The sequence below is a fragment of the Advenella faeciporci genome (assembly GCF_014652395.1).
In the GTDB taxonomy this organism is placed as follows: Bacteria; Pseudomonadota; Gammaproteobacteria; order Burkholderiales; family Burkholderiaceae_B; genus Advenella; species Advenella faeciporci.
Genome location: NZ_BMYS01000033.1, coordinates 1 through 15,710, shown reverse-complemented (window position 1 = coordinate 15,710; position 15,710 = coordinate 1). Strand labels below are relative to the sequence as shown.

Sequence of the window (15,710 nt, the reverse complement as noted above, 5' to 3'; positions counted from 1 at the left end):
GTCCAAAAAATGGACCATGCCCATTCGCAACTGGAAGCTTGCACTGAATCGGTTTATTATCGAGTTTGAGGATCGCATCAGCGATTATATATAACCCAGACGGTTACACAGAATTATTTACACCCTCGATGCCCCAAATTGAAGCATCTGCCATGTACTCATTTAACTCAAAACGGATCGTTCCGAATTCAACTATTCCTGGAAAACTTACATGTCTTTCAATTTCTCCAGATCAATCGCCTTGGCATATTCTTTCTTGTCGTCCATGCTGGCAGAACCGTCAATGGTCACCATGAAACGGTTGGCCACCACCATTGTCAGTTGACCATCTTTGCCTTCCATGGCCATTTGTTTACCAATGCGGGTCATTTTCCCCATGGAACCCGCAATCATCGGATTCTGGAATATCCCCATCATTTGTGACAGCATGGGAGAGTCACCCATGATTGAGATTTTGAGGTCCTGATCCGACTTGGTATAACGGCGAGACACCGAAATACCGCCCCCAAACATGGCTCCTCCCTGTGATTCATCAGAAACGGCTTGGGCCTCCCAGCCAGCCAATGGTTCTGGCAGCAATGCAGCCAACGCTTTTGCATTAAGCTGATTGATCAATTGCGTTGCCATGCCCAGTGACTGTTTTGCCATCACGTAATCTTTCTGCTCATAAGCAGTCAGTGCTTCCTTGATGGCATCTTCCACCTCATCCGCATGTACCAAATTGCCAGCAGTAGCCAAAACAGCTGCCATACAAACTGTATACATTGATTTCTTCATAATGCCTCCTTTTCAAAATAATACAAAATATGTCTACTTAACTGTAGCACATACCTATAAGAGATTTGATGTATTATTTTTATGAATCGTCAAAGGAGGCATTATGTTGCGTTTACTCAAAAAAACCGGCCTGGCCATATGTCTTGCAACAACAGTTCTGGCTAGCCCTGCTCTGGCCCAACAACCCTCCTTGGCCAAGGTTTCGGTACAGGTACTTGAAAATCGCCTTGAATACCCTTGGGGAATGGCTTTTTTACCCAATAACCAGGGTATCCTTATTACTGAAAGACCAGGCAAACTTCGCCTGTGGACAGCCCAATCCGGGCTTTCAGCTCCCATCAGCGGGATACCCAAGGTATTTAACCAGGGTCAGGGCGGCCTGTTGGATATCGCCCTTGCGCCCGATTTTGCCACGTCCCGTCAGGTTTATCTTTCTTTTGCCGAAGGGGGCAATACTGGCAGGGCAGGTACCAGTGTCGGTTACGGCAGACTTTCCGAAGACATGAAAACCCTGGAAAATTTCAAGGTGCTTTTCCGTCAGGAACCCAGGCTTTCCACCGGTATTCATTTTGGTTCAAGACTGGTGTTTGACGACAAGGGTTATCTGTTCATCGCCCTTGGTGAAAACAACCAGCGCTCTACCGCCCAGGACCTGGACAAATTGCAGGGCAAAATCGTGCGCCTGTTTCCCGATGGGCGCATTCCCACCGACAATCCGTTTTTCAATGTGCCCGGTGTACGCCCTGAAATCTGGTCATACGGGCATCGTAACCAGCAAGGCGCTGCCCTTAATCCCTGGACTCGCCAATTATGGACTCACGAACATGGCCCACGCGGCGGTGATGAAATCAACATTCCCGAACCTGGCAAAAACTACGGCTGGCCGGTCATTACCCATGGTATCAACTACTCTGGCACACCGATTCCTGAAGCAGTAGGCACCCATGCCCAGGGAATGAAACAACCCGTCTATTACTGGAAAATCTCCCCCGCCATCAGCGGCATGGCATTTTATGACAGTAACCGGTTTCCTGAATGGAAACACTCTCTCTTTATTGGCGCCTTGGTTGGCCAGCGGTTAATCCGTTTAGTTGTAGACGGGAACAAAATTACCGCAGAAGAAAATTTGCTGGAAGATCGCAATGAGCGAATTCGGGATGTTCGTGTTGGCCCTGACGGTTATGTTTATGTATTGACTGATTCAAACAGGGGAGCGCTCCTGAAAATTTCCCCATAGAGGACCATATCAAGGCCTTGTCCCATGCAAACGCAGATTTGTATACCCACACCCCATATTGAAAACTGCCTGTATAACTAACAGGCAGTTTTCAATAATTACAACAAGACAACCATAGCCACGAATCAATAAAGGACCCGGGTTTTGATGGTTCCCTCAATTTCCTTAAGCTTGGCAATTGCCTTGTCAGCATCCACATTTTCCACATCCAGTACCACATAACCAATTTCAGGGTCGGTCTGCAGGTACTGGCCAACAATATTCACCCCATCTTTCATGAAGAGTTTGTTAATGGCCGTCAACACCCCTGGACGGTTGGCATGAATATGCAGGAAGCGGCGGGCATTACGGTTTTCTGGCAAAGACACTTCAGGGAAGTTGACGGCAGAAAGCGTAGAACCATTATCTGAATATTTGACCAGTTTGCTGGCCACTTCAATACCAATATTTTCCTGCGCTTCGCTGGTTGAACCACCAATATGGGGCGTCAGTATCACGTTGTCGAATTTACGCAATGGCGAAATGAATTCTTCATGGTTGGACTTGGGTTCTACCGGGAAGACGTCAATCGCCGCACCTGCAAGACGTTCTTCTTCCAGTGCCTCGGCCAGGGCATCAATATCCACCACTGTACCCCGTGAAGCATTAATCAGATGGGCCCCTTTCTTCATCTGGGCGATCCTTTCGGCACTCATCAGATTTTTAGTCGAGGCATTTTCGGGCACGTGCAGCGTCACAATATCACTCATATTGAGTAATTCGGTCAGGGTTTTAACAGGTTTGGCGTTACCCAGTGGCAGCTTGGCTTCAATATCGTAATAATAAATTTCCATGCCCAGGGCTTCGGCCAGCACGCTTAGCTGTGAACCAATATGGCCATAACCAATAATACCCAGTTTCTTGCCCCGAACTTCATGGCTGCCAACCGCCGACTTTTGCCACTGGCCACGGTGCACCTCGGCATTGGCAGCAGGAATCCGGCGCATCAGCAAGATCATTTCAGCCAGTACCAATTCAGCCACAGAGCGGGTATTGGAAAAAGGCGCGTTAAACACGGGGATACCCCGTTTCTTGGCGGCATCCAGGTCTACCTGGTTGGTACCAATACAAAAACATCCCACTGCAATCAGTTTCTTGGCAACCGCAAAAATGTCTTCCGTCAATTGGGTGCGGGAACGGATACCCACAAAATGTGCATCCGCAATGGCTTCCTTCAATTGATCGCTATCCAGTGCTTTTTTCTGATAATCAATTTGTGTATAGCCGGAAGCATGCAAAACATCAATCGCGTTCTGGTGAACACCTTCCAGTAACAGGAATTTGATTTTGCTTTTGTCTAATGAGAACTTTTCCATACCACTTTCCATAAGAAAATAACAATTCGTCTGACCATTGTATAGTATTTTACTCGGGTATTCTCCCATTGATAATCCCGAAATCCATAAAAAAAATCGCCTGACGGTGACATCAGGCGATTTATCAGCTTAAACAACAACAGTTATTATTCTGCTGCTGGTGGCTCATCCAAAGATGTATTGTTGAACGGTGCAAAAATACTTTCCAGGGAAACCGGTGCTGAAGTCGGTTCTTCGAAAGGATTTTCCTGGGCACGGGCTGCCACACGTTCTGCGCGTTCCACTTCTTCTTTCGCTTTACGTGCATGATGGTAAGCAAGACCGGTACCGGCAGGAATCAGGCGACCCACAATCACGTTTTCTTTCAGGCCGCGCAGTTCATCACGTTTGCCCATGATGGCTGCTTCGGTAAGAACACGGGTTGTTTCCTGGAACGAAGCCGCTGAAATGAAGGAATCGGTAGAAAGCGAAGCTTTCGTGATACCCAGCAAAACGTTCTCATAAGTAGCCGGAATTTTGTTATCGGCAATCATGCGATCGTTTTCATTCAGCAATTCTGAACGTTCAACCTGTTCACCCGGGATGAAGGACGTATCACCCGCATCCACAATGTTTACACGACGCAGCATTTGGCGAACAATCACTTCAATGTGCTTGTCGTTAATTTTCACGCCCTGCAAACGGTAAACGTCCTGAACCTCGTTAACCACGTAGGTAGCCAGTTGCTCGATCCCTTTCAGACGCAGGATATCGTGCGGATCGGCTGGGCCGTCAACAATCAGCTCGCCCTGGTTAACCACCTGACCGTCGTGAACCATGACCTGTTTCTCTTTGGGAATCAGAAATTCATGGGCAATACCGTCAATGTCGGTCAATACCAGACGCTGTTTACCCTTGGTGTCCTTACCAAAAGAAACGGTTCCGGTCACATCAGCCAGAATACCGGCATCTTTGGGTGAACGGGCTTCAAACAGTTCGGCCACACGTGGCAGACCCCCGGTAATATCGCGGGTTTTCTGTGATTCCTGCGGAATACGCGCCAGAACCTCACCCACTGCAACCTGCTGTCCATCACGAACCGTGATCAAGGCACCCACCGGGAATGAAATATTCACGGAATGGTCGGTACCGGCAATCTTGACTTCGTCACCTGTTTCATTCAGAAGCTTGATTTGCGGACGCATCATGATCTTGCCACCACGCGTCTTCGGTGTAATCACAACCAATGTGGACAAGCCGGTAATTTCGTCAACCTGTTTGGCAACGGTTACACCCTCTTCAATATTCTCGAAGCGGACAGTTCCGGTGTATTCAGAAACAATCGGACGGGTTAACGGATCCCATGTTGCCAGGCGTGCGCCAGCCTTGACCACTTCATTATCGCCCACCATGATGGTGGCGCCATATGGAATTTTGTGGCGTTCACGTTCACGATTGTTATCATCAAAAATAACAATTTCACCTGAACGGGAAATGGCAATGCGTTCGTTCTTGGCATTGGTGACATAGCGCATGGAGCTGGTAAAGCCAACCGTACCGGCTGATTTGGTTTCAACCGCAGAGGCCATGGCTGCACGAGAGGCTGCACCACCAATGTGGAAGGTACGCATCGTCAGCTGGGTACCTGGTTCACCAATTGACTGGGCGGCAATAACCCCCACGGCTTCACCGGTATTAACCAGATAACCACGACCCAGGTCACGACCATAACAGTGGGCACACAATCCATGACGTGTTTCACATGTCAGCGGTGTACGGATCTTGACTTCGTCCACGCCCAGTTTGTCGATCAGCTCAACGATATCTTCATCAAGCATGGTACCGGCAGTAATCACGGTTTCCTGGGTATCGGGATTAACGATATCCACCGCGGTTACACGACCCAGAATACGATCGCGCAACGGTTCAATAACCTCACCGCCTTCCAGCAACGCTTTCATCACATAACCCTGGGTGGTACCGCAATCGGTTTCGGTAATCACCAGGTCCTGGGTCACGTCAACGAGACGGCGTGTCAGGTAACCCGAGTTCGCCGTTTTCAGCGCGGTATCGGCCAGACCTTTACGGGCACCGTGGGTTGAAATAAAGTACTGAAGAACGTTCAGGCCTTCACGGAAGTTCGCGGTAATTGGGGTTTCAATAATTGAACCGTCAGGCTTGGCCATCAGACCACGCATACCGGCCAGCTGACGAATCTGTGCGGCAGAACCCCGGGCACCGGAGTCAGCCATCATATAGATGGAGTTGAATGACTCCTGGCGAACGGTATCACCAAAACGATCCACGACAGGTTCGGTAGCCAGCTGCTCCATCATGGCCTTGCCGATTTTGTCACCAGCCTTGCCCCAGATATCAACCACGTTGTTGTAGCGCTCTTGGGCCGTTACCAGACCTGATGAATACTGCTTGTCAATTTCCTTGACTTCGCCGCTGGCCTGGGCAAGGATTTCTTCCTTGTTGGTTGGAATAACCATATCGCCCATGGCAATGGAAATACCTGCCCGGGTAGCCAGACGGAAACCGTTCTGCATTAACTTGTCAGCAAAAATAACCGTATCACGCAAGCCGCAACGACGGAAAGACTGGTTAATCAGGCGTGAAAGTTCTTTTTTCTTCAGCGCCCGGTTCAGGACTGAAAACGGCAGGCCTTTAGGCAGGATTTCAGACAACATGGCGCGGCCGACTGTTGTTTCAAAACGGCGCAATACGGGTTGCCATTCATCATTTTCGTCTTTGACATATTCGTTCAGACGTACGGTAATGCGTGATTGCAGTTCAACCACACCATTGTCGTAAGCACGATACACCTCGGCCAGATCAGCAAAGAACAGGCCTTCACCCTTGCCGTTAATACGCTCACGGGTTGTGTAGTACAAGCCCAGCACGATATCCTGTGAAGGAACAATTGAAGGCTCGCCACTGGCAGGGAACAACACGTTGTTGGAAGCCAGCATCAAAGTACGTGCTTCCAGCTGTGCCTCTAGTGACAATGGCACGTGAACCGCCATCTGGTCACCGTCAAAGTCAGCGTTAAAAGCGGCACAAACCAGCGGGTGCAGCTGAATCGCCTTACCTTCGATCAGGACCGGTTCAAAAGCCTGAATACCCAAACGGTGCAGCGTTGGCGCACGGTTAAGCATTACGGGATGCTGGCGAATGACTTCTTCAAGAATATCCCATACTACGGGTTCCTGGGCTTCAACCAGTTTCTTGGCCGCCTTGATGGTGGTAGCCAGACCCATGGTTTCAAGACGGTTGAAAATGAACGGTTTGAACAGTTCAAGTGCCATTAACTTGGGCAGACCGCATTGATGCAGAAGCAGCTGCGGACCCACCACAATCACCGAACGGCCAGAGTAGTCAACACGTTTACCCAGCAGGTTCTGACGGAAACGACCGCTTTTACCCTTGATCATGTCTGACAGGGATTTCAGCTGACGTTTGTTGGCGCCCGTCATGGCTTTACCGCGACGGCCGTTATCCAGCAACGAGTCTACCGCTTCCTGCAGCATCCGTTTTTCGTTACGCAGGATGATATCGGGTGCTTTCAGTTCGATCAGGCGTTTCAGACGGTTATTACGGTTAATAACACGGCGATACAGATCGTTCAGGTCTGACGTCGCGAAGCGGCCGCCATCCAGCGGTACCAACGGACGCAAGTCGGGTGGCAACACGGGCAGCACTTCCAGGATCATCCAGTCAGGCTTGATGCCTGATTTCTGGAAACCCTCAATAACTTTCAGACGCTTGGAGATTTTCTTGATCTTGGCATCGGAAGAGGTTGCTTTCAGTTCGGCACGCAAGGCTTCCGCTTCACGATCAATATCAATCGTGCGCAGCAGTTCGCGAATCGCTTCAGCCCCCATCAGGGCGGTGAAATCATCACCGTACTCTTCCGTTTTGGCCAGGAAGTCGTCATCAGACATGATCTGGCCGCGTTTTAGCGGCGTCATGCCCGGTTCAATAACACACCATGCCTCGAAGTACAGAACCCGCTCGATATCGCGCAGGGTCATGTCAAGCACCATGCCCAAGCGGGATGGCAAGCTTTTCAGGAACCAGATGTGCGCAACCGGACTGGCCAGCTCGATGTGGCCCATACGTTCACGGCGAACTTTGGTAACAGTGACTTCAACACCGCATTTTTCACAAATGACACCACGGTGTTTCAGGCGTTTGTATTTTCCGCAAAGACATTCATAATCTTTGATCGGGCCAAAAATCTTGGCACAAAACAAACCATCACGTTCGGGTTTAAACGTACGATAGTTGATGGTTTCGGGTTTGCGCACTTCACCATAAGACCACGAACGGATTTTTTCTGGAGAAGCAATCCCGATCTTGATGACATCAAATTGCTCATCTTGCGAGATTTGTTTGAATAAACCTAATAATCCCTTCATTCTTTACGCTCCAAATCCATATCGAGTGACAGTGATCGAATTTCCTTGACCAACACGTTAAACGATTCTGGCATACCTGCATCAATTACATGATCGCCCTTAACGATGTTTTCATACACTTTGGTACGGCCGGTAATGTCATCCGACTTGACCGTCAGCATTTCCTGCAACGTGTATGAAGCACCATATGCCTCAAGCGCCCAAACTTCCATCTCACCAAAACGCTGGCCACCAAACTGGGCTTTACCGCCCAACGGCTGTTGGGTAACCAGTGAGTAAGGACCCGTAGAACGGGCATGCATCTTATCATCAACCAGGTGATGCAGTTTCAGATAGTGCATATAACCAATCGTGACAGGACGCTCGAAACGATCACCGGTACGGCCATCGAACAGGTAAGCCTGTGTACGGGAATCGGTCAGTTGCAACTGCTCCTTGATCTCGTCAGGATAGGCAATTTCCAGCATCGTTGAAATTTCTTCTTCGGTGGCACCATCGAATACCGGTGTTGCCAAAGGAAGACCTTTCTTCAGATTATGGGCCATCTCGATGATCTGCTCATCGGTCAGTTCTTCAAGGTGAGCCTTGCTGCCGGTTGTGTTGTAAACGGTATTCAGGAACTCACGCAATTGCGCAACCTGTACTTCGCGCTCATCACGAAGCATGTCGGCAATTCGGTGACCGATACCTTTGGCAGCCCAACCAAGATGAACCTCAAGCACCTGCCCCACGTTCATCCGTGAAGGAACGCCCAAGGGGTTCAACACGATATCGGCGGGTGTGCCGTCGGCCATGTGTGGCATGTCCTCAACCGGAGTAATACGGGATACCACGCCCTTGTTACCGTGACGGCCGGCCATCTTGTCACCGGGTTGCAGGCGACGCTTGACAGCCAGGTAAACCTTGATCATTTTCAGGACACCCGGTGGCAATTCATCACCCTGTGTCAGTTTCTTGCGTTTTTCCTCAAAGGCCAGGTCAAACTCATGACGTTTCTGTTCAACCGATTCCTTGATCTGTTCCAGGGCAACCGCATGGTCTTCATCGGCAAGACGGATATCAAACCACTGCCAGCGGTCAACACCCTCAAGGTATTCGGCGGTAATGGCCGTGCCTTTAGGCAGGCGATTAGGGCCACCATTGACGGTTTTGCCAATCAGCAATTTGCGGATACGGTCAAACGTATCGTTTTCAACAATACGCAGCTGGTCGTTCAGGTCCTGGCGATAGCGGCTGAGTTCATCGTTGATAATGGATTCAGCGCGTTTGTCGCGAGGTACACCTTCACGGGTAAATACCTGGACGTCGATAACGGTTCCCACCATGCCAGACGGCACGCGCAGGGAAGTATCTTTAACATCAGAGGCTTTTTCACCAAAAATCGCACGTAGCAGTTTTTCTTCCGGTGTCAGCTGGGTTTCACCTTTTGGTGTTACCTTGCCAACCAACACGTCATCGGCACGCACTTCTGCACCAATGTAAACAATACCGGATTCGTCAAGACGGTTTAACTGTGCTTCAGGCAGATTACTGATATCCCGGGTGATTTCTTCGTTACCCAGTTTGGTGTCACGCGCAACAACGGTCAACTCTTCAATGTGAATTGAGGTATAACGGTCGTCGGCAACCACTTTTTCAGAAATAAGGATCGAGTCCTCGTAGTTATAACCGTTCCATGGCATGAAAGCGATCAGCATGTTCTGGCCCAGCGCCAGTTCACCCAGGTCGGTAGAAGCACCGTCAGCCAGAACGTCGCCACGGGCAACGATATCGCCACGTTTGACAACAGGACGCTGGTTGATGTTGGTGTTCTGGTTGGAGCGGGTGTATTTGATCATGTTGTAGATATCCACACCTACTTCACCTGCCTGGTTCTCTTCGTCATTAACACGAATAACCACACGCTCGGCGTCAACGTGATCAACAATACCGCCACGTCTGGCCTGTACGGTTGTACCGGAGTCAACCGCAACGGTACGTTCAATACCGGTACCCACCAGCGGTTTTTCAGGGCGCAGGCAAGGAACCGCCTGACGTTGCATGTTGGCACCCATCAGGGCCCGGTTCGCGTCATCGTGTTCAAGGAACGGAATCAGGGAAGCGGCAACCGACACGATCTGGGAAGGCGCAACGTCCATGTAGTGCACATTGCCTGGTGCCGTCAGCATGGTCTCGCCTGCTTCACGGCAAGCAATCAGATCACCGGCAAAACTGCCATCTTCATTAAGCTCGGCGTTAGCCTGGGCAATCACGTAGCGGCTTTCCTCGATGGCGGACAGGTAATCAATCTGATCACTGACTTTGCCATCGATAATTTTGCGGTAAGGCGTCTCAAGGAATCCATACTCGTTCAGGCGCGCATACAGCGCCATGGAGTTGATCAGACCAATGTTTGGACCTTCAGGAGTCTCAATGGGACATACGCGACCATAGTGGGTCGGGTGTACGTCACGCACCTCAAAGCCGGCACGTTCACGGGTAAGACCACCAGGACCAAGCGCTGAAACACGACGTTTGTGCGTAATTTCAGACAATGGGTTGGTTTGATCCATAAACTGGGAAAGCTGGCTTGAACCAAAGAATTCCTTGATGGCGGCAGAAATAGGCTTGGAGTTGATCAGATCGTGTGGCATCAGGTTATCGGCTTCTGCCTGACCCAAACGCTCTTTCACGGCACGCTCAACACGAACCAGACCGGCACGGAACTGGTTCTCGGCCAATTCACCAACACAACGGACACGGCGGTTACCCAGGTGATCGATATCGTCAATCACGCCCTGACCGTTACGCAGTGCAACCAGTACCTTGATGGTTTCAAGAATATCTTCATCGGTCAGGGTCATCGGACCGGTGATTTCATCTCCGCGACCCAGGCGACGGTTTACCTTCATGCGACCGACACGTGACAGGTCGTAAGTATCTTCGCTATAGAACAGACGCTGGAACAGGGCCTCGACAGCTTCTTCGGTTGGAGGCTCACCTGGACGCATCATGCGGTAAATAGCGATACGCGCGGCATTCTGGTCGACGGTTTCATCGGTACGCAGGGTTTGTGAAATATAAGACCCGCGATCCAGTTCATTCGTGTAGATGGTCTGGAATTCACGAATATTGGCGTCACGCATTTTCTCAAGCAAAGACTCGGTGATTTCATCATTGGCATGAGCAATGATTTCACCGGTTTCTTCACTGATGATGTTTTTTGCCAACACTTCACCAAGCAGGAAATCTTCTGGTACAGAGATACGTTCAATCTTGGCAGCAGCCAGATCACGTAAATGTCTGGTGTTGATGCGTTTGTCTTTTTCAACAATAATATTGCCGTCTTTGTCTTTCAGATCAAAGCCGAGAATCTCGCCTTTCCAGCGCTCAGGAACAAACTCCATGACTGCGCCGGTTGATTTCAACTCATAGTGATCGAAATCAAAGAAATGCGCCAAGATGGTTTCAGGCTGCATGCCAATGGCTTTAAGCAGAATGGAAACCGGCATTTTCCGACGACGGTCAATACGGAAAAACAGGATATCTTTTGGATCGAATTCGAAGTCTAACCAGGAACCGCGGTAAGGAATCACACGGGCTGAAAACAGCAATTTTCCTGAACTGTGGGTTTTACCACGGTCATGTTCAAAGAAAACGCCTGGAGAACGGTGTAATTGGGAAACAATGACACGCTCGGTGCCATTGATCACGAAAGAACCGGTTTCGGTCATCAGGGGAATTTCACCCATATAGACTTCCTGTTCTTTCACTTCTTTAATAGTTGGTTTGCTTACTTCGCGGTCAAGAAGTACCAAGCGTACTTTGGCACGCAGGGGTGAAGCATAGGTCAAACCACGCAGCTGACATTCTTTAACATCAAATACGGGTTCACCCAACACATAACTAACAAACTCTAGACGAGCCATGCCGTTATGGCTGATAATAGGAAATATTGAACTGAACGCAGCTTGCAGACCTTCGTCTTTGCGTGCCGACGAACGAACGTCAGATTGTAAGAATGTACGGTAAGAATGTAATTGCGTTGATAGTAAGTAGGGAACATCCTGAACGTCTTCACGTTTTGCGAAGCTTTTACGGATACGCTTTCTTTCTGTGTACGAGTAAGGCATGAGCACTCCGACTCGAGAGGTTGCACGGACTATGGGACTCCATAACCGTTAGGGTTTTACGACTCCACGAAAAACGGCTTTTATTAATGTAGCATTAATTTTAATGCAATAAAGCACGTCTTTCCTGAAAGCGCAAAAACCCGGAGGTAGCAAAAGCCACTCCGGGTAACATTAAGTAAAGATTACTTAAGTTCGACTTTAGCGCCAGCTTCTTCAAGCTTCTTCTGGGCTTCTTCAGCTTCAGCTTTAGACAAGCCTTCTTTAACAGCCTTAGGAGCACCGTCAACCAGTTCTTTCGCTTCTTTCAGGCCCAGACCTGTCAGTTCGCGAACTGCTTTAATAACGTTAACTTTTTGTGAGCCTGTTTCAGCCAGGAAAACTGTGAATTCAGTTTGCTCAGCTGCTGCTGCACCAGCGTCGCCACCAGCAGCAGGTGCTGCTACAGCTACTGCAGCTGCTGCTGCAGAAACGCCAAATTTCTCTTCCATTTCTTTGATCAGTTCGGACAATTCCAGCACTGTCATGCTAGCGATTGCGTCCAGAATTTCTGCTTTGCTTAAAGCCATTTTAAGAACTCCAAATAAATAAATTTAATGCCAGGGTTTTGTATCGCTTAGTCTTTAAAAAAGATCCAATGAAGCTTGCCTTATGCAGCTTCTTTTTGATCGCGCACGGCAGCGAGGCCACGAACGAACTTGGTTGGAACTTCATTAAGCGTACGCACAAATTGTGCAACAGGTGCTTGCATGGTACCCAACAGTTTCGCCAGCAACTCGTCACGAGAAGGCATTGTTGCCAATGCTTTAACGCCATTTTCGTCTAAAAGGTTATTGGGTAATGAACCCGCTTTCAGAACGATTTTGTCGTTTGTTTTGGCGAATGTAGAGAGTACTTTTGCAGCCGCTACAGGATCAGCACTGACCGCATAGATCAGGGGACCTGTCAATTGACCAGACAAACCTTCAAAAGGTGTACCGGCAATTGAACGACGTACAAGCGTGTTTTTAAGAACACGCAGATACACACCAGATTCACGTGCAGTTTTGCGCAATACGGTGACAGAAGCGACGTCAATACCACGGTACTCAGCAACAATAATAGATTGAGCATTGGCAACCTGTGCCGATACTTCTTCAATTACTGCCGCTTTCTCATTACGATTGAGACTCACGGTTTGAACACTCCATCTAAAGACGCGGTGGGAACGGTTCCCAATTGCGTCAACCATATGCGGCGTACCTCTGGTAGAGCTCTGAATAGAATTCTTCCATGGGACGCCGTCTACGTTGGATCCGAAAATTTCCCGGGATTAAGTCAGGTAAAAACCGCTTACCCGACTCCAACGGTCTTTGACAGCAGTGCCTGGTGCACGACCAGACACAGCCCAAAGTTCTTTACAGTCAGACTGCCAAAGAGGCAATCTCGACCTTGGCTCCGCCACCCATTGTGGATGACACAGCCACTTTACGCAGGTAAACACCTTTTGAGGTAGCGGGACGTGCTTTATTCAAAGCATCAATCAGGGCTGCCAGGTTTTCCTGCAATTGTTCTGTACCAAAAGAAGCACGACCAATGGTTGCGTGAATGATACCAGCCTTGTCAGTACGATACTGGATCTGACCGGCTTTTGCATTTTTAACAGCAGTAGCCACGTCAGGCGTTACAGTACCCACTTTAGGGTTTGGCATCAGGCCACGAGGACCTAAAATCTGACCCAATGCACCAACGATACGCATTGTATCGGGTGAAGCGATCACGATATCAAAGTCAAATTGACCTGCCTTGATCTGGTCAGCCAGATCTTCCATGCCAACAATGTCAGCACCCGCTTCTTTGGCCGCTTCAGCTTTTTCACCTTGTGCAAATACGGCTACACGTACAGTTTTACCGGTACCTGCTGGCAACACAACTGAACCACGAACCAATTGGTCTGATTTCTTGGGATCAATACCCAGTTGAACAGCCACGTCGATGGATTCATCGAATTTGGCAGTTGCAGTTTCCTTGACCAGAGTCAGGGCTTCTGTAACAGGATACAGTTTGGTGCGATCAATTTTCTCTGCAATTGCTGCAGCGCGTTTAGATAACTTGGCCATTAGTTTACACCCTCAACTGTGATACCCATGCTGCGTGCGCTACCAGCGATCGTACGGACAGCTGCGTCCAGATCGGCAGCAGTCAGATCGGGTTCTTTGGTTTTGGCAATTTCTTCAGCCTGTGCACGTGTCAATGTACCAACTTTATCGGTATGCGGACGTGGAGAACCTTTCTGGATACCAGCTGCTTTCTTGATCAGAATGGTAGCTGGTGGGGTTTTCATGATGAAAGTGAATGATTTGTCTGCAAAAGCAGTAATCACCACCGGAATCGGCAGACCAGGTTCCATGCCTTGTGTTTTGGCATTAAACGCTTTGCAGAATTCCATAATATTCAGACCACGTTGACCCAATGCAGGACCAATCGGAGGTGATGGATTAGCTTTACCAGCTGGCACTTGCAGCTTGATGAAGCCGACGATTTTTTTCGCCATTTTTAGCTCCTAACGGGTAATGACGCAATACAAATATTGCTCCCCGGGTTAATAAAATCAGACCTTTTCGACCTGACTGAAATCCAGCTCCACGGGAGTTGCACGACCAAAAATCGTGACACTGACGCGGACTTTACTTTTCTCGTAGTTGACTTCTTCAACATTACCGTTAAAGTCGGCAAATGGACCTTCTTTAACACGAAGCGTCTCACCAACTTCGAACAATATTTTCGGACGGGGTTTTTCACCACCCTCTTCAATCTGAGATAGAATTTTCTCTACTTCTTTCTCGGAAATAGGAGTTGGCCTATTACCTGACCCACCCAGAAACCCGGTAACACGGTTTGTATTTTTTACAAGATGCCATGTCTCATCGGTAAGATCCATTTCAACCAGGACATAACCCGGAAAAATACGACGTTCCGTGATGGATTTTTGACCGCCTTTAACTTCAATGACTTCTTCTGAAGGTACCAGAATGCGACCAAATGAAGTTTGCAAGCCAGCACGCTCGATTCTTTCGAGCAATGCTTTGTGAACACTTTTTTCCATGCCAGAATAGACATGCACAACGTACCAACGTTTACTCATTTGCTTGTCCTTAGTTCCAGCCTAATACAACGCCATAGATAAGCCAACCTAAAATCTTATCTACAATCCAAAGGAATAGCGCCATTACACTGACGAAGGCAAATACAATACCCGTCATTTGAATGGTTTCTTTTCTGGTTGGCCATATTACGCGTTTTAATTCATTGTAAGAACCAGTGGCAAAGCTGACAATACGTTTACCCGGCTCACTGAACCATACCAGCAAAGCCGCAATGATCAAGCTGCCAATAAAAATACCGACTCGCGCATAAACATTTAAATCACTGAAAAACGAATACGCAAATATACCCGCAGCAACAACGACTATTGCCATGAAAATTTTGGCTTTATCTGCAGGTTGGGTGATGGTTTCTACACTACTGTTTGACATTTGCTTGAGCAGCCTTTTAGCGGCGCCATAATAATGGTGGCAGGGGCAGTAGGAATCGAACCTACAACCTTCGGTTTTGGAGACCGACGCTCTGCCAATTGAGCTATACCCCTAATGTTTCAATTTCTGTAATGATCCACAGAAATCTGGGTAGTACACTGTACTACCCATACTACTATATTAACTGTTACGCAGCGATTTTAGCAACAACACCGGCGCCAACAGTACGGCCGCCTTCACGAATCGCAAAACGCAGACCTTCTTCCATCGCGATCGGTGCAATCAGCTCAACGTCCATAGAGACGTTATCGCCT

General features: G+C 48.8%; 12 protein-coding genes and 1 tRNA gene. 1 reads left to right on the top strand and 12 read right to left on the bottom strand.

Going from position 1 to position 15,710, the window contains the following annotated elements; genetic code table 11:
* Positions 1-207 precede the first annotated feature (207 nt).
* A complete protein-coding gene (locus tag IE074_RS14290; RefSeq protein ID WP_189386124.1) occupies positions 208-777 on the bottom strand; it encodes a hypothetical protein in 570 nt (189 codons plus the stop codon).
* Between the two features lie 103 nt (positions 778-880).
* On the opposite strand from IE074_RS14290, the gene IE074_RS14285 reads away from it, so the two are divergent.
* Complete coding sequence (locus IE074_RS14285; RefSeq protein WP_189386123.1) at positions 881-2,014, top strand: PQQ-dependent sugar dehydrogenase; 1,134 nt, start codon at positions 881-883, stop codon at positions 2,012-2,014.
* A gap of 125 nt (positions 2,015-2,139) precedes the next feature.
* Here IE074_RS14285 and serA read toward each other — a convergent pair whose 3' ends face one another.
* The 11 genes from serA to IE074_RS14230 all read right to left on the bottom strand — a co-directional run.
* Positions 2,140-3,369 (bottom strand): phosphoglycerate dehydrogenase, encoded by a 1,230-nt coding sequence (serA, locus tag IE074_RS14280; RefSeq protein ID WP_189386122.1) that lies wholly within the window; start codon positions 3,367-3,369, stop codon positions 2,140-2,142.
* 146 nt (positions 3,370-3,515) lie between these two features.
* The gene (gene rpoC / locus IE074_RS14275; RefSeq protein WP_189386121.1) at positions 3,516-7,772 is read right to left on the bottom strand and encodes a DNA-directed RNA polymerase subunit beta'; all 4,257 of its coding nucleotides are present in this window, start codon (positions 7,770-7,772) and stop codon (positions 3,516-3,518) included.
* Positions 7,769-11,884 (bottom strand): DNA-directed RNA polymerase subunit beta, encoded by a 4,116-nt coding sequence (rpoB, locus tag IE074_RS14270; RefSeq protein ID WP_189386120.1) that lies wholly within the window; start codon positions 11,882-11,884, stop codon positions 7,769-7,771. The genes rpoC and rpoB overlap by 4 nt, the downstream gene beginning before the upstream one ends.
* A gap of 182 nt (positions 11,885-12,066) precedes the next feature.
* Complete coding sequence (gene rplL / locus IE074_RS14265; RefSeq protein ID WP_189386119.1) at positions 12,067-12,450, bottom strand: 50S ribosomal protein L7/L12; 384 nt, start codon at positions 12,448-12,450, stop codon at positions 12,067-12,069.
* 80 nt (positions 12,451-12,530) lie between these two features.
* A complete protein-coding gene (gene rplJ / locus IE074_RS14260) occupies positions 12,531-13,055 on the bottom strand; it encodes a 50S ribosomal protein L10 (RefSeq protein ID WP_189386118.1) in 525 nt (174 codons plus the stop codon).
* Between the two features lie 229 nt (positions 13,056-13,284).
* Entirely contained in the window at positions 13,285-13,980 is a 696-nt protein-coding gene (gene rplA, locus IE074_RS14255; protein WP_189386117.1) for a 50S ribosomal protein L1, read from the bottom strand.
* Positions 13,980-14,414: a 50S ribosomal protein L11 gene (gene rplK, locus IE074_RS14250; RefSeq protein ID WP_189386116.1), complete on the bottom strand. Its 435-nt coding sequence runs from the start codon at positions 14,412-14,414 to the stop codon at positions 13,980-13,982. Before rplK ends, rplA begins: the two co-directional genes overlap by 1 nt.
* 57 nt (positions 14,415-14,471) lie before the next feature.
* The gene (nusG, locus tag IE074_RS14245; protein ID WP_169295674.1) at positions 14,472-15,005 is read right to left on the bottom strand and encodes a transcription termination/antitermination protein NusG; all 534 of its coding nucleotides are present in this window, start codon (positions 15,003-15,005) and stop codon (positions 14,472-14,474) included.
* 10 nt (positions 15,006-15,015) lie between these two features.
* Complete coding sequence (secE, locus tag IE074_RS14240; RefSeq protein WP_189386115.1) at positions 15,016-15,396, bottom strand: preprotein translocase subunit SecE; 381 nt, start codon at positions 15,394-15,396, stop codon at positions 15,016-15,018.
* A gap of 37 nt (positions 15,397-15,433) precedes the next feature.
* Positions 15,434-15,509: transfer RNA gene (locus tag IE074_RS14235), tRNA-Trp, on the bottom strand.
* A gap of 74 nt (positions 15,510-15,583) precedes the next feature.
* Positions 15,584-15,710 (bottom strand): EF-Tu C-terminal domain-related protein (locus IE074_RS14230; RefSeq protein WP_505600511.1); only part of this gene is annotated, 127 nt, incomplete at its 5' end.